The sequence below is a fragment of the Flaviramulus sp. genome (assembly GCF_982512915.1).
In genome coordinates this window covers 112,546-135,190 of the sequence record NZ_CEWOCJ010000007.1, presented here as the reverse complement: position 1 = coordinate 135,190, position 22,645 = coordinate 112,546, and the positions used below count along the sequence as shown (strand labels likewise).

General features: G+C 30.7%; 18 protein-coding genes and 1 tRNA gene. 12 read left to right on the top strand and 7 right to left on the bottom strand.

The features are described from left to right. Position 1: 1 nt before the first annotated feature. The 7 genes from AC1XJX_RS07075 (at position 2) to era (ending at position 7,923) form a co-directional block, all read left to right on the top strand. The gene (locus AC1XJX_RS07075) at positions 2 to 3,196 is read left to right on the top strand and encodes an efflux RND transporter permease subunit (protein WP_482003267.1); all 3,195 of its coding nucleotides are present in this window, start codon (positions 2 to 4) and stop codon (positions 3,194 to 3,196) included. Then, complete coding sequence (locus AC1XJX_RS07070) at positions 3,186 to 4,505, top strand: TolC family protein (protein WP_482003266.1); 1,320 nt, start codon at positions 3,186 to 3,188, stop codon at positions 4,503 to 4,505. Before AC1XJX_RS07075 ends, AC1XJX_RS07070 begins: the two co-directional genes overlap by 11 nt. 156 nt (positions 4,506 to 4,661) lie before the next feature. Then, a complete protein-coding gene (locus AC1XJX_RS07065) occupies positions 4,662 to 5,486 on the top strand; it encodes a leucine-rich repeat domain-containing protein (protein ID WP_482003265.1) in 825 nt (274 codons plus the stop codon). A gap of 69 nt (positions 5,487 to 5,555) precedes the next feature. Then, the gene (locus AC1XJX_RS07060; protein WP_482003264.1) at positions 5,556 to 5,735 is read left to right on the top strand and encodes a CPXCG motif-containing cysteine-rich protein; all 180 of its coding nucleotides are present in this window, start codon (positions 5,556 to 5,558) and stop codon (positions 5,733 to 5,735) included. A 121-nt stretch (positions 5,736 to 5,856) separates the two neighbouring features. Next, positions 5,857 to 5,929, top strand: a tRNA-Met gene (locus AC1XJX_RS07055). A gap of 285 nt (positions 5,930 to 6,214) precedes the next feature. After that, positions 6,215 to 6,919: an FKBP-type peptidyl-prolyl cis-trans isomerase gene (locus AC1XJX_RS07050; RefSeq protein WP_482003263.1), complete on the top strand. Its 705-nt coding sequence runs from the start codon at positions 6,215 to 6,217 to the stop codon at positions 6,917 to 6,919. Between the two features lie 122 nt (positions 6,920 to 7,041). Beyond that, entirely contained in the window at positions 7,042 to 7,923 is an 882-nt protein-coding gene (gene era / locus AC1XJX_RS07045) for a GTPase Era (RefSeq protein ID WP_482003262.1), read from the top strand. A gap of 96 nt (positions 7,924 to 8,019) precedes the next feature. Here the strand turns inward: era and AC1XJX_RS07040 are convergent, their stop codons facing one another. Continuing rightward, complete coding sequence (locus tag AC1XJX_RS07040; RefSeq protein WP_482003261.1) at positions 8,020 to 8,559, bottom strand: GTP-binding protein; 540 nt, start codon at positions 8,557 to 8,559, stop codon at positions 8,020 to 8,022. A gap of 167 nt (positions 8,560 to 8,726) precedes the next feature. Between AC1XJX_RS07040 and der the strand changes: the two genes are divergently transcribed. After that, positions 8,727 to 10,031 (top strand): ribosome biogenesis GTPase Der, encoded by a 1,305-nt coding sequence (gene der, locus AC1XJX_RS07035; RefSeq protein ID WP_482003260.1) that lies wholly within the window; start codon positions 8,727 to 8,729, stop codon positions 10,029 to 10,031. Between the two features lie 2 nt (positions 10,032 to 10,033). Here the strand turns inward: der and AC1XJX_RS07030 are convergent, their stop codons facing one another. The 6 genes from AC1XJX_RS07030 to AC1XJX_RS07005 form a co-directional block, all read right to left on the bottom strand. After that, positions 10,034 to 11,173: a T9SS type A sorting domain-containing protein gene (locus tag AC1XJX_RS07030; RefSeq protein ID WP_482003259.1), complete on the bottom strand. Its 1,140-nt coding sequence runs from the start codon at positions 11,171 to 11,173 to the stop codon at positions 10,034 to 10,036. A 52-nt stretch (positions 11,174 to 11,225) separates the two neighbouring features. Next, positions 11,226 to 12,044: a TPM domain-containing protein gene (locus AC1XJX_RS07025; RefSeq protein ID WP_482003258.1), complete on the bottom strand. Its 819-nt coding sequence runs from the start codon at positions 12,042 to 12,044 to the stop codon at positions 11,226 to 11,228. Beyond that, the gene (locus AC1XJX_RS07020; protein WP_482003257.1) at positions 12,044 to 12,484 is read right to left on the bottom strand and encodes a TPM domain-containing protein; all 441 of its coding nucleotides are present in this window, start codon (positions 12,482 to 12,484) and stop codon (positions 12,044 to 12,046) included. Before AC1XJX_RS07020 ends, AC1XJX_RS07025 begins: the two co-directional genes overlap by 1 nt. Before the next feature lie 34 nt (positions 12,485 to 12,518). Continuing rightward, on the bottom strand, positions 12,519 to 13,115 hold the full coding sequence (locus AC1XJX_RS07015; RefSeq protein WP_482003256.1) for a LemA family protein: 597 nt from the start codon (positions 13,113 to 13,115) through the stop codon (positions 12,519 to 12,521). Between the two features lie 92 nt (positions 13,116 to 13,207). Next, a complete protein-coding gene (locus AC1XJX_RS07010; protein WP_482003255.1) occupies positions 13,208 to 13,537 on the bottom strand; it encodes a MerR family transcriptional regulator in 330 nt (109 codons plus the stop codon). Then, positions 13,537 to 14,508, bottom strand: coding sequence for a M23 family metallopeptidase (locus AC1XJX_RS07005; RefSeq protein ID WP_482003254.1), 972 nt, complete (start codon positions 14,506 to 14,508; stop codon positions 13,537 to 13,539). The genes AC1XJX_RS07010 and AC1XJX_RS07005 overlap by 1 nt, the downstream gene beginning before the upstream one ends. 132 nt (positions 14,509 to 14,640) lie before the next feature. Between AC1XJX_RS07005 and alaS the strand changes: the two genes are divergently transcribed. From alaS to AC1XJX_RS06985, 4 genes are all read left to right on the top strand, one after another. After that, positions 14,641 to 17,256 carry an alanine--tRNA ligase gene (alaS, locus tag AC1XJX_RS07000; RefSeq protein ID WP_482003253.1) on the top strand — a complete coding sequence of 872 codons (2,616 nt, stop codon included), beginning with the start codon at positions 14,641 to 14,643 and terminating at the stop codon, positions 17,254 to 17,256. Positions 17,257 to 17,260: 4 nt separating this feature from the next. After that, positions 17,261 to 18,217: a GSCFA domain-containing protein gene (locus AC1XJX_RS06995; protein ID WP_482003252.1), complete on the top strand. Its 957-nt coding sequence runs from the start codon at positions 17,261 to 17,263 to the stop codon at positions 18,215 to 18,217. 77 nt (positions 18,218 to 18,294) lie between these two features. Beyond that, complete coding sequence (locus AC1XJX_RS06990) at positions 18,295 to 20,178, top strand: PQQ-binding-like beta-propeller repeat protein (protein ID WP_482003251.1); 1,884 nt, start codon at positions 18,295 to 18,297, stop codon at positions 20,176 to 20,178. A gap of 522 nt (positions 20,179 to 20,700) precedes the next feature. Next, positions 20,701 to 22,644: a tetratricopeptide repeat-containing sensor histidine kinase gene (locus AC1XJX_RS06985; protein WP_482003250.1), complete on the top strand. Its 1,944-nt coding sequence runs from the start codon at positions 20,701 to 20,703 to the stop codon at positions 22,642 to 22,644. Position 22,645: the final 1 nt, after the last annotated feature.

Below are 22,645 nucleotides of genomic sequence, written 5' to 3'. Positions count from 1 at the left end.
TATGAAAAAAATCATTTCATATTTTATTAAATATAGTGTTGCAGTTAATGTAGTACTTATAGGCTTTGTTTTATTTGGAGTTTTTGGAATATTACAATTAAAATCTTCTTATTTACCATTACAAGACGCCAAAAACATTAATATTAATATTACTTATCCTGGTGCCGCACCTGAAGAGATTGAGGAAGGTATTATATTAAAAATTGAAGATAATTTAAAAGGATTAAAAGGTATTGATAGAACCACTTCAACAGCCAGAGAAAATGGCGGAAGTATTGCTATTGAAGTAGTACGTGGTGAAGATATTGATATCATGTTAGCTGAAATTAAAAATGCTGTTGATAGAGTATCAAATTATCCAGTTGGTATGGAGCCTTTAGTGGTTTCTAAGCAAGAAAGTTATAGACAAACCATTGTTTTTGCAATTAATGGTCAAAATGTTGATTTAAAAACACTAAAAATAATTGGTAGGCAAGTTGAAAATGATTTGCGAGCTATCCAGGGTATCTCTCAAATTAATGTTTCTGGTTACCCGGAAGAAGAAATAGAAATAGCAGTTCGTGAAAATGATTTATTAGCTTATAATCTTACCTTCTCAGAAGTTGCAGTAGCAGTATCTCAAGCAAATATACTCACAACAGGAGGGAATATTAAAACCGAAGCTGAAGATTATTTAATTAGAGCTAATAATCGTTCCTACTACGGCATCGAATTAAACAATCTCATTGTTAGAGCAAAAGAAGATGGAACTGTGGTGCTTCTTCAAGATGTTGCAACTATCAGAGATCGATTTTCTGAGACACCAAACGCTTCTTATTTTAACGGTAATCCGTCTGTAAATATTGAAATTACAAACACAAATAATGAAGACTTATTAGTTTCTGCTGCTAATGTTAATAATTACATAGAAGAATTCAATCAGAAAAATACAGGTGTAAGAATTGATGTTGTGAGGGATAGTTCTATCAATTTAAGAGATAGAACACGCTTATTACTTGAAAATGGTGCCATGGGTATTCTATTGGTACTCATATTTCTGTCTTTATTTTTAAACACTCGTTTAGCATTCTGGGTTGCATTGGGCTTACCAGTTTCATTTTTAGGAATGTTTATTTTCGCTTCATATTTCGGGATTACTATAAATTTAGTATCTTTATTTGGGATGATTATTGTTGTAGGTATTTTAGTTGATGACGGCATTGTGATATCAGAAAATATCTACCAACATTACGAGAAAGGAAAGCCTAGAATACAAGCAGCCATAGATGGTACTATAGAGGTTTTACCACCTATTATTTCTGCTATATTAACAACTGTTTTAGCATTTTCTACTTTCTTGTTTTTGGACGGACGAATTGGCGATACTTTTAGTGAAGTATCTTTAATAGTAATTTTAACATTAGTAGTGTCTTTATTTGAGGCTTTGGTAATTTTGCCTGCTCATATTGCACATTCTAAGGCATTAAATGCATTAACACCAAAGGAAGAAAAAAAGCAACGTGGTATTGATAAAATCTTTTTAAAACTAAGGAAGTTTAATGAGTATGGAGATAATTTGATGAGGTATCTTCGAGACAAACTTTACAGTCCTGTTTTAAAATTTGCCTTAAGGCAACGATTTTTTACGTTTTCGGTTTTTCTAGGAATTATGATTTTAACAGTTGGTGCCTACAAAGGAGGTGTTATAAAAAGTGCCTTTTTCCCCAATTTAGATAGTGATAGTGTAAGCGTTAATTTATTAATGCCAGAAGGTACTAATCCAAAAATCACAGATTCTCTTATTTCTATGATTGAAGACGCTTCATGGAGAATTAACAAGATTTTTACTGAAAAACAAACCGACAACAAACAGGTTGTACAAAATGTTGTTAAAAATGTAGGACCTGGAAATAATAAAGCAAGTTTAACGGTTAACTTGTTGAGAGGTGAGGAACGAGATTTCCCAGCTCAAGATATTACCAATGCAATTCGTAAAGAAGTTGGTGAGGTTTATGGTGTGGAATTGTTAACATTTGGCTCTGGGAGAAATTTTGGAGGTACTCCAGTTTCAGTATCACTTTTAGGTTACAATACGGATGAGTTAAAAGCCGCTACTGAAGAATTAAGATCGAAGTTAGAAAGTAATTCACAACTAACAGATATTACTGATACAGATCCAGAAGGTATTAAAGAAATTAATATTGAGTTAAAAGAATCAGCTTACGCTTTAGGATTAAATCTTAGAGATGTGATGTCTCAAGTGCGTTCAGGATTTTTTGGTCTACAAGCACAACGTTTTCAGCGCGGACAAGATGAAATAAGAGTTTGGGTTCGTTATGATCGCTCAAATAGAGAATCAATCAACGATTTAGATGATATGAGAATTATTACACCTACGGGAGAGCGCATTCCTTTTGGTGAAATTGCAACTTACGAAATTAAAAGAGGCGAGGAGAGTATCAGGCATTTGGATGGTAGACGAGAAATTCAAGTGAATGCAGATCTTTCAGATTCAAAAGGAAGCCCTACCGAAATTCTTACAGATATTAAAGAGAATGTTATGCCTGATATTTTATCAAAATACCCAACAATATCGGTGTCTTACGAAGGTCAAAATCGTGAAGCTAATAAACTTTCAAATTCTGCTAAAACCACTATACCAGTCGTAATATTTTTGATCTATGTAGTAATTGCTTTTACCTTTAGAAGTTACAGCCAACCCTTTTTATTAATATTAATGATTCCTTTAAGTTTCATAGCTGTTGGATGGGGACATTATTTACATAATTTCCCTATAAACATATCTTCTATGTTAGGTATCATTGCTTTAGTTGGTATTATGGTTAATGATGGATTAGTTTTGATAGGGAAATTCAATTCATTTTTAACAGAAGGTATGTCTTTTGATAAAGCTATATTTGAGGCTGGAAAAAACAGATTTAGAGCTATCTTTTTAACATCTTTAACAACAATAGCTGGTATTGCACCGCTTTTATTAGAAAAGAGTAGAGCAGCTCAGTTTTTACAACCCATGGCTATTTCAATTGCTTATGGTATTGGTATGGCTACCATACTTACACTTATAGTTTTACCAATTTTATTATCTGCTACAAACAGCGCAAAAGTTACTATAAAGTGGTTGATAACTGGTAATCATGTTACCAAAGAAGAAGTAGAAAGAGCTATTAAAGAACAAAAAGAAGCGCATGAAGATTAAATTAATTTTTTTTAGTGTTTTATTGGTTTCTACTGTAAATGTTTTTTCGCAAGAGGTAGTTACTCCTGAAAAAGCAGTTTCGTTAGCTTTAGAAAATAACTATGGCATTAAATTCGCAAATACTCAGGTAGAAGTTGCAAAAAACAATGCAAGTATTTTAAATTCTGGTTATTTACCAACACTAACTGGAAATGCAGGTGCAACAATTGATAAGCAAAATACGGAAGGACAACTTGCTAATGGTGACGTTCGAATTGCTGAAGGCGCTGAAACTAGACGTTATAATGCATCAATAAATCTAAACTACACTTTGTTTGATGGTTTGGGGAGGCTTTATAATTATAAACAATTTAAAGAGCGTTATCAGCTAACTGAGCTGCAAGCAAGAGAAACCATTGAAAACACTGTATTTCAATTGTTTACCGTTTATTATAATGTTGCACAATTAAGAGAAAATAATAGTGCATTGGAGCAAACACTCAATATATCTAACGATAGATTACTAAGGGCTAAATATCAGTTTGATTATGGGCAAAGTACTAAATTAGAGTTATTGAATGCTGAAGTTGATATAAATAATGATAGTATTAATTTAATGAATGCTAAACAACAACTTATTAACTCTAAGAGAGATTTAAATGTTGTTTTAGGGAATACTATCCATAATGATTTTGAAGTTGATTCCAATATAAGCTTTGAAAGTTTACTTATTAAAGATCAACTTTTTGAAAAAGCCAAACTCAGAAACGTTACTTTAATGCAAATAGACAAAAATATTTTAATTAATAATTATGGTATAAGGTCAAGTAAAACTAGTTATCTACCAACTATTGGTTTAACAGGTTCTTATGGTTGGAACGAATCTACAAATAATAGTCCCTTAGCGTTTGTTCTTCAAAATACATCAACAGGATTATCAGCTGGTTTAAATTTATCATGGAATTTATTTGATGGAGGAACTACCATAACTAGAGTTAAAAATGCACAAAAAAATCTTGAAGCTCAAGAAATTCAGAAAGAAGAATATTTAATAACCCTAGAGCGGGATTTTAATAATGCTTGGGATGATTATCAAAATAAATTAAGAATTTTTAGACTTCAAGAGGATAATATTAAAACGTCTCAAAATAATTTTGATAGAACTCAAGAAAAATTTAAAATTGGTCAATTAAATTCTATTGAATTCAGACAAGCTCAAATTAATCTTTTAAATGCTGAATTATTAAGGAATCAGGCAAAATATTCAGCTAAACTAGCAGAACTATTATTATTGAATATTAGTGGAGAGATTTTAAATATTGAGTTTTAGTTAGAACTTATGTATTTTATTTAAAGCTAAAAATTATTTAGAGTGCATTTCGTCTAGTAACATTTGTTAAATTTTTATGCTTTTCATCGAATAAATTGGTATTTTATCTATATCCTGTGTACTTTCGTATAAGTTAATCCCGAATTTAACCAAAATATGAAAACCACAAAGCTCACTTTAGCCCTATTATTTACAGTATTTTTCTCATTTGCTAATACTTCCTCTTCTGAAAAAGAAGCATTAATTGCTATTTATAATGCAACTAACGGATCAGAATGGCATTCTACATGGGATTTAAACACGCCAGTTGAATCTTGGTATGGAGTAAAAATTGAAAACGATAAAATTATTGAAATTAATTTGCAGTTTAATAATTTAGAAGGTTTTCTTCCTCAAGAGCTTGGTGATTTGGTTCATTTAAGAAAAATAAACTTTGGATTTAATAAATTATCAGGAACACTTCCAACATCAATGAAAAATCTTAAAGATTTAATTTCTTTAGAATTATTTATGAATGGTTTAGAAGGTCATATTCCAACTGAACTCGGAGAGTTAAAAAAATTAGAATATTTAAAGCTTTATAGTAATAAATTCTCCGGAGAAATACCAAGTTCAATAATGGGTTTGACGAACTTAAGAGAACTTTTATTAGGAAGTAATTTTTTAACAGGTCATATTCCAAATGAAATTTACGCTTTATCTAAATTGCAAAAGTTAAGTTTGATGGATAATAAAATGGATGGAAATATCCCTTCTGAAATAGCACAATTAAAAAACTTAGAAGAGTTATTATTATCAACTAATGAGTTTACTGGAGATTTACCTTTAAGTATTATTAATTTAACAAAATTATCGACTGTAATGGTTAGTGATAATAAGCTTAACCAAGACTATATTTCAGTGTCTGGTAAAAATCCTCCAACATTAGGGATTTTAGAGATGCAAAGTTCTACTGCTGTAATGGATATTGAAAAAGAATAAAATAAATTTTATAAATATTGTATCAAATAGCCGTCAAAATGATGGCTATTTTTTTATTTCTATGTGACTATGATAGAACATTTTTTTACATGCCCATATTGTTGGGAAAACATATCTATGTTAATAGATAATTCTACATCAAATCAATCTTATATTGAAGATTGTGAGGTGTGTTGCAATCCAATACAAATTTCTGTTCAGTTTTCAAGCTCAGAAATGATTGGTTTTCAAGCTGATAATTTAGAATAATAATATTTTCTAATTTATTCTTGTAGAAATTAAAAAGGGTTGTATATTTGCAATCCAAAACAATTATGTCGGCATTATGAACCGAAAGTTAAAAGCTAAGAAAATTGTTTTAGTAATATATCGCGGGATAGAGCAGTAGGTAGCTCGTCGGGCTCATAACCCGAAGGTCACTGGTTCGAGTCCAGTTCCCGCTACAAAGTAGAACCTTCAACATTTTGGTTGGAGGTTTTTTATTTTTTAAATATTGAGTTAAATATTTATGGAATTAAATTTCTCTAATTCTTTAATAAGTAGGTTAGACATTTTTTCTGTTCGCTCTACTATAAAAAAGTAAAACCTCTTGATAAATCAAGAGGTTTTTTTAATTGATTACTTCAATTAAGTTGTATTATTAAACAATAATCTCCAAAAATCTTTTCTTTTCTAGTGAATATAAATTTATTACTTTTACCAAAACTATAAAATAAAATAATAAAAAAATGAAAATAATGAAATTGTTAAGTCTAGTAACAATGGTATTACTACTTGTGTCTTGTGATAAAAATGGCCCATCAAATAAACCTTTAAAAACAGAATTAGATTCTGTAAGTTATGCAGTTGGTATGGATGTAGCTAAAAATGTAAAAGCTAGTTTTAAGGAGTTTGATAATGATTTATTTGTTCAAGGTTATATTAACGCTATAGATTCTTTAAAAGTAATGATTGATGACGTTAAAGCTCAAGAATTAGTTAGAAACTATTTCCAAAAAAAGCAACAAGAGGAAATGGTTAAGAGACAAGAAGATGCTCAAAAAACTAAAGAGGAAGGTGAAAAGTTTTTGGCAGAAAATAAAACAAAAAGTGGCATAGTAACTACAGAGAGTGGTTTACAATATCTTGTTTTAAAAGAAGGTACTGGAGCAAAACCATTAGCTACTGATAAAGTGAAGCTACACTATCATGGAACTTTAATTGATGGAACTGTTTTTGACAGTTCAGTAGATAGAGGTACACCAATTGAAATGACAGTGAATCAATTTGTAAAAGGATTTTCGGAAGGTTTAACACTTATGCCTGTAGGATCTAAATATAAACTGTTTATCCCTAGTGATTTAGGATATGGTGCTAACCCAAGACCAGGTGGAGTTATTAAACCAAATGCAGCATTGATTTTTGATTTAGAATTATTAGAAATAATGAACTAATTAATATATAACATTAAATAAACAAAAAAACAGGAAGGTTCTTCCTGTTTTTTTGTTTATTAAGTTTTTTGTAAAAGAAACCTATCAAGGTTGTAACTTTGCATCGTATTAAAAAATAAAAAATGAGCCATAAAGCAGGTTTTGTAAATATTATTGGTAATCCTAATGTTGGGAAATCCACATTAATGAATGCCTTTGTTGGTGAGAAGTTGTCTATTATAACTTCTAAAGCTCAAACAACAAGACATAGAATTTTGGGTATTGTAAATGGAGATGATTTTCAGGTGGTTTTAAGTGATACACCTGGGATTATAAAGCCAGCTTACGAGCTTCAAGAATCAATGATGGGCTTTGTTAAATCAGCTTTTGAGGATGCTGATGTACTGATTTACATGGTTGAAATTGGTGAACAAGAATTAAAAGATGAAACTTTCTTCAACAAAATAACAAATTCAAAAATCCCTGTTTTATTATTGCTTAATAAAATTGATAAATCAGACCAAGAGCAGCTAGAGACACAAGTGCAGCTTTGGGCTTCGAAAGTACCAAATGCTGAAATTATTCCAATTTCTGCTTTAGAGGGTTTTCAAGTTAAAAATGTATTTGATAGAATTATTGAATTACTTCCAGATTCGCCCCCATTTTATCCAAAAGATCAATTAACTGATAAGCCAGAGCGTTTTTTTATTAATGAAACAATACGTGAAAAAATTCTAATTCATTACAAAAAAGAAATTCCTTATGCTGTTGAGGTTGATACCGAAGAGTTTTTTGAGGAAGAAAATATCATTAGAGTGCGTTCCGTTATTATGGTTGAGCGAGAAACACAAAAGGGAATTATTATTGGTCATAAAGGTACTGCTTTAAAGCGTGTTGGTGTAGAAGCTAGAAAAGATTTAGAGAAATTCTTTGGTAAACAAATACATATAGAATTGTATGTAAAAGTGAATAAAAATTGGAGAAGTAATCAAAATCAGTTAAAGCGTTTTGGCTATAACAATTAAAAGTAATAGAAACTTTTTGATAGGGTAACAATTAGTTAATATAACAATCAGATATTTACACACATCAAATTGCTATTTGATTTATATTTGAGTTAGTTAGTTTTTAAAAAGCTTTGGTTGTTCATTTTCAGTCGGGGCTTTTTCTATTTTTAATATTTCGTTCATAAAATTATTTAATAGTCTTATATCGTTTATACTTGTAGCTTTTCCATAGCTGCCAGCAAAGTATAAAGACACCCAAACTAACATCATAAAAATAGCTAAACTGGCGGGAATTGTAAAGTTTTGCTCTAATGTCCAATCGGTGTAAGTCCAAATTCCAAAAGCAATAAATAAACAGGCAACTAAGAAATGCAAAAACATAAACATAGTCCAAACAGTTGGGTTTGGGCCAAATAAACCTCTAATTTCAGAAGAATAATCATCAATTGGTTCCACTTGAAGATGTAATTGAGGTGACCAAAAATTTTGTTTGTCTTTAGGAAATCGGATAAAAACATGTTCGTCAACCTGTGAAACTATAAAATCAGATTGTATTGTTTTTGCATTTTGAAAATCACTTAAAATGGACTCACTATGGTGAGGTATTTTAAGCTTAAATCGCGGTCGTAAAACAACATCATTACCAAGTACCATTATTATTTAGTTTAAGTACAGTAAATTACTAATTTTTAGTTTAATGATAAATACTTTCAATCTTTAACAAAAAACAACTTTGCGTCAAGTAGATTTCCTATTTTTGCAAAATATTTCTAAAGAGAAATATCATTTATCAGCTTCAAGCTGTTTTACAAAATAAAATTATGAGTAATATAGTAGCCATAGTAGGAAGACCCAATGTAGGGAAATCAACATTTTTCAATCGTTTAATACAACGTAGAGAAGCTATTGTTGATGCAGTTAGTGGGGTTACCAGAGACCGTCATTATGGAAAAAGTGATTGGAATGGAAAAGAGTTTTCTCTAATTGATACAGGAGGTTATGTATTAGGAAGTGATGATGTTTTTGAGGCAGAAATTGATAAACAAGTTGAGTTAGCTATTGATGAAGCAGATGCTATTATTTTTATAGTAGATGTTGAAAGTGGTGTTACAGGCATGGATGAAGATGTGGCAAAGTTGCTTAGAAAAGTAAATAAACCTGTTTTTTTAGCTGTAAATAAAGTTGATAATGCAAAACGTGCTGAGGATGCTGTAGAATTTTATGCTTTAGGATTAGGAGAATATTATACTATTGCTAGTATAAATGGTAGTGGAACAGGAGAATTATTAGATGCATTAGTTGAAGCCTTGCCAGAAAAAGAGGAAGTAGTTGAAGTAGAATTACCTCGTTTTGCAGTTGTAGGTCGCCCTAATGCTGGAAAATCATCTTTTATAAATGCCTTAATAGGCGAAGATAGATATATTGTTACCGATATAGCTGGAACTACCCGTGATGCCATTGATACTAAATATAATCGTTTTGGGTTTGAATTTAATTTAGTTGATACTGCTGGAATTAGAAGAAAAGCTAAGGTAAAAGAAGATTTAGAATTCTATTCTGTAATGCGAAGTGTCAGAGCTATTGAGCATTGTGATGTTTGTTTAGTGGTTTTAGATGCAACTAGAGGTTTTGATGGACAAGTGCAAAATATATTTTGGTTAGCAGAACGAAACAGAAAAGGGATTGTTATTTTGGTGAATAAATGGGATTTAGTTGAGAAAGATCATAAGTCGGTTAAGGAGTATGAGAAAGCTATACGTCAACAAATGGAACCTTTTACAGATGTACCCATTATATTTATTTCTGCTTTAACTAAGCAACGTATCTTTAAAGCAATTGAAACGGCTGTTGAGGTTTACCAAAACAGAACTAAAAAAATAAAAACAAGCAAGCTTAACGAAATTTTACTGCCAATTATAGAAAACTATCCACCACCGGCTTATAAGGCAAAGTACGTTAAGATTAAGTATATCATGCAATTGCCTACGCCACAGCCACAGTTTGCTTTTTTCTGTAACTTACCTCAGTATGTAAAAGATCCGTACAAGCGTTTTTTAGAAAATAAACTTCGCGAGCATTTTGATTTTACTGGAGTTCCGGTAAGTGTTTATATGCGTAAGAAATAATGCTATTTAAGTATTTTTTTTGTGATGACGCTGTTCTTGTATTTTAATGAAATAATATAAAAACCACAAGTTAGTTTAGAAGTATTTATAGTTTTTGTAAAATCTTGTTGTAAAACACAATTACCTAAATTGTTATAAATTTTAATGCTTTCAACGTTGTCACTTAGCTGAATCACATTTTCAAATGGATTAGGATATAGTTTTATAACATCATTTTTTATAAAATTTGAAGTGTTTAAAATAGAATTATCTACAGTTAATTCCCTAATTTTAGCCTCTTGAATGGTAAAACTACCTGCTGTAATCTTTTCATTAGAAATATAAAGCGTGTCAATAAAACCATTAGTTTCGATAAAACAAATAGCTTCAACTTGATTTAAAGTTCCCAAAGAAATATCTAATTTAACAGTATTACTACTTGTAAACACATCCAGATTTGATGGTGTGTTAATATTTAAATTGTAAATTTCAATCAAAAAGGGGGTTAGGTCAGCTTCGGAATATCCAGACAAATATATTTTATTTAAACCAACTATATCTGCACCAGTTACTAGGCCTTCTGCATTGTAATTGCTAACTTTAATTGCACTATGTGAGCCAATAGTATTTGGTATGGCATAAACATCAACTTCATTATTTGCCCAGTTTTTAGAAAAAATCAAAATATAATTATCGTAAATCACAAAACCTTCAGAGTCCCAATCATTATTGTTAGGATTGGGAGTAAAATCAGTTTGATTTTCGTACGTGTAATTAATAACTTCAGCCGTAATATTGGTGTTTGTATCAAAATCGGTTTTTAAAATTCTATAAAATTTTAAATCGGTTCTGCTTCCATTATTATTTCCAATATCGCCAACGTATATATAAGTGTTATCTTGAGCAATATCCTCCCAATCAATATTACTTGCATTGGTAATATTAACGGTTCTGTTTATAGAACCATTAATGGTATTTATTTCATATAATTCTGCGGCATTGCCACTATCATTATGGGTAATTAGTTTGTTGTTGTAGTAAATTAAACCTGAAGTTTCTGCAACCGTTTGAGGTAAATTAAATTTATCTGAAGTAACAACGGATTGTGCTTTTATCTGAAAAATAGAAAACAAGCATAAGTAAAAAAGAAAATGAAACTTCATGATTTGTTAGAGTTTTTAAACATTGGAAGATAATAAAAAACCTTTAATAAATCTACCAACCACCTGATGCCCCTCCGCCTCCAAAGCCGCCACCGCCAAAGCCGCCTCCAAAACCGCCTCCGCCGCCAAAACTTCCATTATTGGAGCTTCCGCCCCAACCGCTAGAGCCACGGCGATAACTGCCACGTCCCATATTACTTAAAATAATAGCTTCTAAAATATCTGAACCTGTTGATCGATGACCTCTATTGTTACCACCGCCACCTTTGTTTTTTTTTGATATTGAAATCATTATAATTATAAATATAAAAAAAAGAACAAATATGAGTCCAACAGGGAATTCTGTATTGGTTGATTGTCTGGTTCCTTGATACTCACCTGTAAGTACTTCAAAAATAGCATCAGAGCCTCTATTTAAACCACCGTAATAATCATTTTGCTTAAAATAGGGAATAATGTCTCTTTCAATAATACGTTTAGACATAGCATCGGTTAGAACATGCTCAACACCATAACCAGTATTAATAGCAATTTTCCTGTCTTTGTATGCTAATAGGATAAAAACCCCATTATCACTTTCTTTACTACCGCCAATTCCCCAGGTTTGGCCCCAATTGGCTCCTAAAAAATTAATGTTTTCGCCTTCGGTGGAATTTATAATAGCAACAACAATTTGAGTAGAAGTAGTGTCTGCGTATCTAATTAATTTTTTCTCTAATTCATTTTTTTGAGAGGCTGAAAGTAAGTCAATATAGTCATATAAACTAGTTTCAAATTGAGGCTTCTCTGGAATTTCAAACTGAGCAATAACAGTATGGTTAATCCCAAAGATTAATAGAAATAATACGATAATATGTTTGAATTTAAACATTAACCTTTAGAGATTTCGTTTGAAAGTTCATTAATATCTAAGTCTGTATATGGGAAATATTTTTTTAGTTGTTCGCCAGATTTCAATATGCCGTCAACTAAACCTTGCTTAAAATTCCCTTGCTTGAAATGCACTTGCATAACATCTTTTGTACTATCCCAAAAATTATTGGCTACAACTTTATTGATGCCTACATCACCATAAATTACAAATGTCTTTTTTTCTACAGCAACATAAATTAATACAGCATTTTGAAGTTTAGTATTGTCCATTTTTAATAAATGAAAAACTTCTAAAGCACGATTTGAAGCATCGCTATCAGAAGTTTTTTCAATATGGACACGTATTTCTCCAGAAGTATTTAATTCTACTATTCTTATAGCTTCAATAATTTCTTCTTCTTCAGTTGCGCTTAAAAAGTCTTCAACTTTATTAGACATATCATTTTGTTTCTTGTAAAAGGTTAAAAGTTAATTATTTAAAATTGAAGTTAACGTCTGGCGCTTTTTCACTTCCAGCTTCAGCTTTAAAATAACTCATATCATCAAAATTTAACATCCCTGCCAATAGAGAGTTTGGAAATGTTTTAATGTGTTTGTTATAAGGCTCTACAGTTTCGTTAAAACGATCTCTTGCAACATTAATTCTGTTTTCTGTTCCTTCTAATTGGCTTTGTAGTTCTAAAAAGTTTTGATTAGCTTTTAAATCGGGGTAACGTTCAACAGTTACTAATAAACTTTTCAAAGCACCAGATAACCCACCTTGTACTTCATTAAATTTTGCTAGTTGTTCAGGTGTTATATTAGTTGGGTCTATAGTTACTGAAGTTGCTTTTGCTCTTGCTTCAATAACGGCTTGTAGCGTTCCTTTTTCAAAATCAGCAGCACCTTGTACGGTTTTTACTAAATTACCTATTAAGTCGTTCCTGCGTTGATAGCTACTTTCAACATTTGCCCATGTTTTTGTAGCAGTTTCTTTAAGGTTTACAGCAGTGTTATTAAAGCCTTTAGCCCAAGAATAAATTCCTAATACTAAAATAGCGACAATAATCCATGGTAAAAATTTCTTCATAATTGTTTGATTTTTTTATGGTTGTTGTTTAATTTGATAATAAGACATTGAACTTATATAAAAGTTACATTTTTCAGGTGTTTTTTAGAAAATTAAAGATGCTCTTTAATCTTTATAAGTTGATTTTTTATATCTTCTAGTTTACTTACAATCTCAAAGCTAGTAAGGGCTTGCTTTTTTTCTTCTTTTAAGTGCGTTTTAGCACCTTCTAAAGTAAATCCTCTTTCTTTAACTAAATGATAGATGAATTTAAGATTTTTTATATCCTCTGGTGTAAATTTACGGTTGCCCTTAGCATTTTTTTTAGGTTTAAGTACATCAAATTCCTTTTCCCAAAAGCGAATTAATGAGGTATTAACATCAAATGCTTTGGCCACTTCGCCAATTCCATAATATCGTTTTTCAGGTAAATTGATATGCATTAATCTAGAGATTGATTTTCTAATGAAGCACGCTCCAATAACTTGTTAAATTCTTCAGCAGTTAAACTACCGTAATAGAAGTTTATAGGGTTTATACGTTGTTCGTCTTTAAATATTTCATAGTGTAAATGTGGAGCTTCAGATCGACCGGTACTACCAACAAACCCTATTAAATCGCCACGTTTAACCTTTTGATTTTTTCTAACATTATATTTATATAAATGTGCATATAAACTCACATAACCATAACCGTGGTCTATTCTTATATGTTTTCCATATCCAGTTGCGCTAGCATCAGCCCTTACAACAATTCCATCACCCGATGCGTAAATAGGCGTACCTCTTGGTGCTGTAAAATCCATACCCCAATGCATTTTTCTTACTTTAGTAAAGGGGTCAGAACGCATCCCGTAGCCAGATGCCATACGGGTTAAATCTTCATTACTTACAGGTTGTATAGCAGGAATTGCAGCTAAAAGCTTTTCTTTTTCCTCAGCAAGTTTGGCTATTTCGTCTAACGATCTGGATTGAACTACTATTTGTTTTTGTAAAATATCAAAGCGTTTATTGCTTTCAATAATTAGTTTAGAATTATCAAAACCCTCTAAACTTTTGTATCTATTAATACCGCCAAAACCTGCTTTTCTTTGCTCTTCTGGAATAGGATTTGCTTCAAAATAAACCCGATAAATATTATTATCTCTGTCAGCAATATTGGATAAAACATTTTCAGCCTCAGCCATTTTTTTATTTAATAATTCGAACTGTAATTGAGCGTTTTGCAATTCTCGTTTTAAAGCACGTTCTTTTGGAGATTCAACATATTGGCTAGCAATAAAAACAAAAATAAAAGCAAAAAAAGTAGAGGCTAATAAAAATAAAAAAGCATACTTAATAGTATTACGTTTTTTACGTTCTATTTTCTTGTAAGAAAGCGACTCTGCATCGTAATAATATTTTACCTTACTCATTTCTTAATTTATACTATTTTTGCACTTCATGTAATAAGCAATTAATATTTTAAATTAACTAACTATAAACGAGTAAATATAAAAATTGTTTTGCAATTAATATAATTTAACAATACAGTAACGAATAGATTAATGAAGTCACAAGATATTAGATCTAAATTTTTAAGTTTTTTTGAAGGTAAAAAACATAGTATAGTAGCGTCTGCCCCCATGGTACTTAAGGATGATCCTACTCTGATGTTTGTAAATTCTGGAATGGCTCCTTTTAAAGAATATTTTTTAGGAAATGCGCAACCAAAAAACAATAGAATAGCTGATACTCAAAAATGCTTACGTGTTTCTGGTAAACACAATGATTTAGAAGAGGTTGGCTATGATACCTATCATCACACACTTTTTGAAATGTTAGGTAATTGGAGTTTTGGCGATTATTTTAAAAATGAAGCTATTGCTTGGGCATGGGAATTGTTAACAGAGGTTTACGGTATTGATAAAGATATATTGTATGTTACTGTTTTTGAAGGAAGTGATGATGCGGATAATCTGGAAATGGATACTGAGGCTTACTGTTTGTGGAAACAATTTATTTCTGAAGATCGTATTCTAAAAGGCAATAAAAAAGATAATTTCTGGGAAATGGGCGATCAAGGTCCGTGTGGGCCATGTAGTGAAATACATGTTGATATACGTTCTGCTGAAGAAAAAGCAAAAATTTCAGGAAAAGAATTAGTAAATAAAGACCATCCACAGGTTGTTGAAATTTGGAATTTAGTGTTCATGCAATACAACCGAAAAGCGAATGGAACTTTAGAAACTTTACCAAATAAACATATCGATACCGGAATGGGTTTTGAGCGTCTTTGTATGGTTTTACAGGGTGTACAATCAAATTATGATACTGATGTTTTTTTACCTATAATTAGGGAAATTGAAATCATTACAAATAAAAATTACGGACAAGAAGATAAAGTTGATGTTGCTATTCGAGTAATTTCAGATCACGTGCGTGCCGTAGCATTTTCAATTGCAGATGGTCAATTACCGAGTAATACAGGCGCAGGTTATGTAATTAGAAGAATATTACGACGCGCTATTAGGTATAGTTTTACTTTTTTAGATCAAAAAGAGCCCTTTATTTATAGATTGGTAGACGTTTTGAGTGAAAAAATGGGTACTGCTTTTCCAGAACTAAAAGCCCAAAAACAACTTATTAAAAATGTGATTAAAGAAGAAGAAGCCTCTTTTTTAAGAACGCTAGATCAGGGTTTAATTTTATTAAATAGGGTTGTAGATGAGACTGAAGGTGATACTGTTTCGGGTGATAAAGCCTTTGAGCTTTATGATACTTATGGATTCCCAATAGATTTAACTGCCTTAATTTTATCAGAAAAAGGATTAAAATTAGACGAAGCAGGTTTCAATATACAGCTTCAAAAACAAAAAAAACGTTCTCGTGCTGCAAGTGAAATGAGTACCGATGATTGGGTAATTTTAGTTGATGATGTAGAGCAAGAATTTGTTGGTTACGATACGTTAGAAGCTCAAGTTAAAATAACTAGATATAGAAAAGTGACTTCAAAGAAGGACGGAGAAATGTATCAGTTGGTTTTCAATATCACACCATTTTATCCTGAAGGTGGCGGGCAAGTTGGTGACAAGGGCTATTTAGAAGATACTCATGGCGATGTGGTTTACATAGTTGATACAAAAAAAGAGAATAACGTTATTATTCATTTTGTTAAAAATTTACCAAGTCATTTACATGAAACTTTTAACACTGTTGTTGATGAAAAACTACGTAGAAGAACAGAATCTAACCATACAGCAACACATCTATTACATCAAGCTTTAAGAGAAGTTTTAGGAGACCATGTAGAGCAAAAAGGTAGTGCTGTTCATTCAAAATACTTAAGATTTGATTTTTCACATTTTTCTAAACTTACAGTTGAGGAATTACGTGATGTTGAGCTTTTTGTAAATGCTAGAATTGATGGTAAATTACCTTTAATAGAAAAGCGAAATATGCCAAAAGATGCAGCTATTGCAGAAGGCGCTATGAGTTTGTTTGGTGAAAAATATGGTGATACCGTAAGGGCTATTCGTTTTGGGCAATCCATCGAGCTTTGTGGTGGTACACACGTAAAAAACACCGGAGATATCTGGTATTTTAAAATTGTTTCCGAAGGTGCTGTGGCAGCTGGTATTCGTCGTATTGAGGCAATTACTAATGATGCCGTTAAAGATTTTTACTTTGAAAATAATCGAGTTTTCTTTGAAATGAAGGATTTGCTAAACAACGCTATCGAGCCAGTAAAAGCGCTTCAAAATTTACAAGAAGAAAACAGTAATCTTAAAAAGCAAATAGAGACTTTATTAAATGATAAAGCTAAAAATATAAAGGGTGATTTAAAAAATGAATTAACAGAAATTAACGGTGTTCAATTTTTAGTTAAAAAATTAGATTTAGATGCCGCAGGAATTAAAGATGTAAGTTTTGATTTAGGAAGTCAATTTGATAATCTCTTTTTATTATTTGGTAGTGAAAATGATGGAAAAGCTTTATTATCATGCTATATATCTAAAGAACTCGTTGCTAGTAGAGGCTTAAATGCAGGGCAAATAGTTAGAGAACTAGGTAAGTATATTCAAGGTGGAGGTGGCGGACAACCATTTTTTGCGACTGCAGGTGGTAAAAATCCTGATGGTATATATGAGGCTTTAAATAGAGCAAAAGATTATATTTCATAATTATTTGAAACTTTTAACTGAAATACCATTAATATCACAACCACATAATCAAATAGATTATGACTCAAATATTTTATTATTTGGCTCTTGTTTTTCTGAAAATATTGGTAAGAAATTAGTTTACTTTAAGTTTCAAAATTATCAAAACCCATTTGGTATTTTGTTTCATCCAAAGGCTATTGAAACTTTAATAACTTATAGTATTAATCAAAAGGAATATTCAGAAGCTGATATTTTTTATAATAACGAACAATGGCATTGTTTTGATACACATTCAAAACTTAGTAACAATTCAAAAGAAGATTTATTAATTGATTTAAACAGTCAGCTTAAATCAACTAATAAACAAATTCACGATGCAACCCATATTATAATTACTCTAGGAACTGCTTGGGTTTACAGATTTATTGAAATTAACTCCATTGTTGCTAATTGCCATAAAGTTTCTCAAAAGCAGTTTAAAAAGGAATTACTTTCGGTTGATGATGTTACCCAATCTTTGAACACCATTATTAGCTTAATAAAGCGCGTAAATGAAAAAGCTTCTATTGTTTTTACGGTATCGCCTGTAAAACATTTAAAAGATGGTTTTGTTGAAAATACACTAAGTAAATCACATTTAATTACCGCTATACATCATGTTTTGTCACATCAAACACAGTCGAGATGCTTTTACTTCCCGTCCTACGAAATCATGATGGATGAACTGCGCGATTATCGTTTTTATGCAGAAGATATGGTGCATCCAAATCAATCAGCTATCCATTACATTTGGGAACGTTTTGTAAAGGTTTGGATCTCTCAACAATCCTTAAAAACTATGAATGTTATAGATTTTATTCAGAAAGGAATACTTCATAAACCTTTTAATCCAAAATCTGAAGCACATCTTAATTTTCTTCAACAATTAGAGACTAAAAAGAATCAAATTCAAAAAGAGTTTCCTGAAATCATTTTTTAAATATACGTAATTCATCGTATTGATTACTATTTCTTTCTGTTGCAATTTTGAACTGTTATTAACAATAAAAATCAACAATGAGAAAATTAAAACAAAAGGTATTACTATTATTAGGGATTTTAATAGTAAACAACATTATCGCCCAAAAAGCTGAAACTCCAGAAAACACTTATGATTTAGGAGCAAAAATTAATGAGATGACTTTAACAGTTGGTGGTATATTAGTTGCTGCTACCAACGATGGTTTAGTTGGGATTGATCCTAAACAAAGCAAACCTACATTTACTTTTAATAATTTTGGGAGGTTAACACCAGAAGAAACGGAGTTTATTCCAGAATCTCCTTACATAGTAGTTTCTCAGGGTGCTGGTTCTAAACTTGCAGGTTTAACTAAAACAAAACGAGCTGTAATTAATTACATAAATGGAAAAGTAATTTTTAACTCAGAAACTGATAATTGGAATCAAATTTATACCTGTAACATCGTGTTGCCACAGAATAAATTGATAGTGAGTGGCATACAAAAAAATGGCGATAAGTTTGAGAAAATAACTCCTAAAGTGGCAGTTTACGATTTAAGTTCACAAAAATTAGATTATAGTTTCTTTTTAGATAAACCAGGTAGAGTTGGGATTGCTAAAGATTTTAGTGTTACAGGTGTGCCATTATTACTTAAGGATTTTTTAATTATTCCTACAGCCCAAGGTTTGCTTGCAAAATCACATAAAGGAGAAGATTTGTGGGAATGTAAAATAAAGGGGGTTAACTGGATGGTTGCAGATATAACCGAAAAAGAAATTTATGGGTTTGAAACAACTGTTAATGGTAAAAATACTCGAATACATAAAATTGGAAGTAATGGTGCCGAACTCTGGAAGGATGATAGAAAAGTTCAAGGAAACGTTTCAAATTTTCAAATTTTACTTAAAGGGTTAGCGGTAGTAAGTGATAAAGTTGCGGCTGAAGAATCTGAAATTGCCTTTTTAAGCGCTTCAACTGGAGAAGATTTATGGGAAAAAGCTCCAAAAACTAAAGGTTTTGTTCAGCATTTCTATGTTCAAGACGATGGTATTTTGTTTGGAATTCAGCAAGGTGGTATCAACAAAATTTCGTTTGATGGTCAAACTTTATTCAAAAAACCATTAAAAACAGGAGAAAACATCATGATTATGGCAGAATCTCCACAGGGTTTAATTTACATAACAAGTGAAGATGCTAATATAGTCGATTTAAAAACTGGAGACCAAGTTTGGAATAAACCTTTAAAATATAAAAATACGGTGGCCGTAGCTTCAACTTATGATAGTTCTAAATATAGATATCTAATTGCTGCAGATGGTGAAATTTTTGCAATCGATGCAAATTCAGGTGATGTAAGCGAGTTTTCAAAAGTTAAGTTTGATGAAAAAGAAGTAGCAAATACTATGGAGATGCGAAATGGTAATATATTTTTGAGTTCTTCACAAAACGTAGCCATGTTGGGCAATGATGGGAGTCAACTATTTCATGAATATTTTAAATCACCATCTCAAAGTGGATTTGTAAAAGCGCTTGCTGGTATTATGGCTGTAGCTTCAACAGGTTTGGCAATGGCACACGCAGCTAAGGCTGGTATGAATAGAACTAGTCCTTATGGTAGCTCAAATGATCTAAGTAATTATAATGATTATGGAAAGGAAAATAAAAGAGCAGCAGATATGTTTGCAGCTATAGGTGATGCTTCTTTCCAAATGATGTCTAAGCGTTTTAAAGCAACTGCAGCAACTGAAAACGCTCAATTTATACTAACAAAACTTGATGATGGTGTAGGCTTAGTTAAAGTAAACAAAGATACTGGTAAAGTAGATAAAGAAATTGTTTTAAAAGATAAAAAACCGGAGTACCAAGTAGATGAAATTGCAGGGGTTTTATACTATAAAGCTAATGATGTTACGATCTATGCTTATAATTTACAAAACTAAATCTTGTTGTTGAGATTTGTTTGATTAGGCGTGATAATCAGATTATTGCGCTTAATCTTTTTTAATAACACTTAATCGAAAAATTGATTAAGGATTGAAAGTTTAATTTAATTTTAAAATGCTATTAATCAGTTCAAATCTAAAAAACATCAATTACTAAAGCCGATAAGTTGGTTTGTAATTGGTGTTTTTTTTGAACTAAATTAAAGTGTTTTATAACTAATCTGTTATTTATAATGCTTAATTTTTTTATTACCTACTTGCCATTTTTAATAGTTTTAATAGTTTCAGCTTTATGTTTATTACTTGTTTTAGACATAAATAAAATTAAAAATAATGGGTTATTAAGTTTAAATAAATTGAACTGTTTGATGAGTTCTCAGCTTTTAAAAAGTAAACAAATAACACAAAACATAATATTATTAGAGGATATTGAAAAAGTTCTTTTAAAAAGATTCATAATAATAAATACAGAAATCCTTTCCATTCAAAAAATTATTTTTGAATTGTAAACTTATAGATATGAAATGTAAATTTTTAATCCAAGTAATTTTATTTTCTAGTATCATCTCTTTTTCTCAAAACTCAGAACAAATTATTGATAGTTTGAAAATTGAGTTAAATAAACCTCAGAGTGACAATGTTAGAGCTAAAATATATGGAGATTTAACCTGGTATTATAGTTCAGTTTCTACAGACTCGGCTTTAGTTTATGGAGAAAGAGCGATGGTTTATGCAAAAAAAATAAAAGACTCGGCGCTACTTGCACAAACTATAAGTGACAACGGTGTTGTTTATTATTTAAGAGGTGATTATGATGTGTCAGAGCAACTTTATAGGAAATCACTTGAAATAAGAAAAGGTCTTAAAGATTCCGCAGGTATAGCATCACTAAATTACAAGTTAGGAAATATACTTTACAAGAAAGCTCTTCCTGATAGTTCAATGGTATACTTTCTAAAAGCCTTAGATTTCTATGAAAGTACTGGAGCAGATATGGTTGTAAATTCTACACAAAGTAACATAGCTGCAGTTTTAATGACACTAAAAAATTACGATAAAGCCTTGGTGTATTTTGATAAAAATATTGCTTTTTTCGAAAAAAATAATCAACAAGAAATGTTAGCCAACGTGCTAATTAATAAGGCGAGTGTTTTGTTGTATAAAACAGATACTATCCTAGCTATTTCTTACTTAAATAAAAGTATTAAATTAGCTAAAAAAGTAAAAGCATTTACAGCTTTAGGTTCTGCTTTTAATAATTTGGGCTCTATTTATAACGATAAAAAAGACTTTAAAAAAGCAAAAGAATTCATATTAAAATCTATTGAAATAAGAGAGAACGCTAGCTTAAATACTGAATTAGAAAGCTCTAAACTAACACTAGCAGGAATATATAATGCACTTGGGGAATTCGAAAAAGCAAAACCAATTTTATTAGATAATATAAAAGTATTTATTAATGAAGGCGTAAAAGAAAAGTTGCCTTTGGTTTATTTACAGCTTATTCCTGTTTATGCTTATCAATCAAAACCAGATAGTGTTGCTTTTTACACCAATAAGTATGTCAAAATTCAGGAGGAAATAGCTCAGGAGAATATGCAGAATATTACTAGTGAATTAGAAACTAAATACCAAACCGAAAAAAAGGAAAAAGAAATTTTAGAACAGCGTGCTGATATAGCTGAAAAAGAGTTAAATATCAATCAAAAAAACATCCAAATTATGGGTTTAGGTATTTTGGTCTTAGCTCTAACTTTATTGGGTTATTTATTGTACAAACAACAAAAACTTAAAAATCAACAATTACAAAAAGAAGGTGAGTTAAAAGAGGCTTTGGTTAAAATTGAAACTCAAAACAAATTACAAGAACAGCGCTTAACTATATCTAGAGATTTACATGATAATATTGGTGCACAACTAACCTTTATAATTTCATCAATTGATAATTTGCAGTATGGTTTTAAAATAACCAACGAAGAACTCACAAGTAAACTAAGTAGTATTAGCAACTTTACCAAAGAGACTATTTACGAGTTACGAGATACTATTTGGGCCATGAATAAAAGCGAAATTTCTTTAGAAGATTTACAAATACGCGTTACAAATTATATCGAAAAGGCTAATATGGCTTCAGCCAATACTATTTTTCAATTTAACGTAGATTCAGACTCCTCAAATGAGACTATTTTCTCTTCTGTTCAAGGTATGAATATTTATAGAATCATTCAAGAAGCTATTAATAATGCAATAAAATATGCGGAGGCTACTAGTATAAAAGTTAATTTTAAACATCTAAATAATCAATTTGAAATATCAATTTTAGATGATGGTAAAGGTTTTGATATTGCTAAAGTTGAATTTGGAAATGGATTAAATAATATAAGAAAAAGAGCAAAAGATATTGGAGCTACAATTGCTTTTAATAGTGATACTGATGGTACACATATTAACTTAATGGTTTAAT

Bases quoted from the DNA above. Each gene is read 5' to 3' on its own strand.
- AC1XJX_RS07075 (WP_482003267.1), top strand. From the start codon at position 2: ATGAAAAAAATCATTTCATATTTTATTAAATATAGTGTTGCAGTTAAT.
- AC1XJX_RS07010 (WP_482003255.1), bottom strand. From the start codon at position 13,537: ATGCATATCAATTTACCTGAAAAACGATATTATGGAATTGGCGAAGTG.
- AC1XJX_RS07065 (WP_482003265.1), top strand. From the start codon at position 4,662: ATGAAAACCACAAAGCTCACTTTAGCCCTATTATTTACAGTATTTTTC.
- AC1XJX_RS07025 (WP_482003258.1), bottom strand. From the start codon at position 12,044: ATGTTTAAATTCAAACATATTATCGTATTATTTCTATTAATCTTTGGG.
- AC1XJX_RS07060 (WP_482003264.1), top strand. From the start codon at position 5,556: ATGATAGAACATTTTTTTACATGCCCATATTGTTGGGAAAACATATCT.
- AC1XJX_RS07015 (WP_482003256.1), bottom strand. From the start codon at position 13,115: ATGAAGAAATTTTTACCATGGATTATTGTCGCTATTTTAGTATTAGGA.
- alaS (WP_482003253.1), top strand. From the start codon at position 14,641: ATGAAGTCACAAGATATTAGATCTAAATTTTTAAGTTTTTTTGAAGGT.
- AC1XJX_RS07005 (WP_482003254.1), bottom strand. From the start codon at position 14,508: ATGAGTAAGGTAAAATATTATTACGATGCAGAGTCGCTTTCTTACAAG.
- AC1XJX_RS07070 (WP_482003266.1), top strand. From the start codon at position 3,186: ATGAAGATTAAATTAATTTTTTTTAGTGTTTTATTGGTTTCTACTGTA.
- AC1XJX_RS07020 (WP_482003257.1), bottom strand. From the start codon at position 12,484: ATGTCTAATAAAGTTGAAGACTTTTTAAGCGCAACTGAAGAAGAAGAA.
- AC1XJX_RS06985 (WP_482003250.1), top strand. From the start codon at position 20,701: ATGAAATGTAAATTTTTAATCCAAGTAATTTTATTTTCTAGTATCATC.
- AC1XJX_RS07040 (WP_482003261.1), bottom strand. From the start codon at position 8,559: ATGGTACTTGGTAATGATGTTGTTTTACGACCGCGATTTAAGCTTAAA.
- AC1XJX_RS06990 (WP_482003251.1), top strand. From the start codon at position 18,295: ATGAGAAAATTAAAACAAAAGGTATTACTATTATTAGGGATTTTAATA.
- AC1XJX_RS07050 (WP_482003263.1), top strand. From the start codon at position 6,215: ATGAAAATAATGAAATTGTTAAGTCTAGTAACAATGGTATTACTACTT.
- AC1XJX_RS07030 (WP_482003259.1), bottom strand. From the start codon at position 11,173: ATGAAGTTTCATTTTCTTTTTTACTTATGCTTGTTTTCTATTTTTCAG.
- der (WP_482003260.1), top strand. From the start codon at position 8,727: ATGAGTAATATAGTAGCCATAGTAGGAAGACCCAATGTAGGGAAATCA.
- era (WP_482003262.1), top strand. From the start codon at position 7,042: ATGAGCCATAAAGCAGGTTTTGTAAATATTATTGGTAATCCTAATGTT.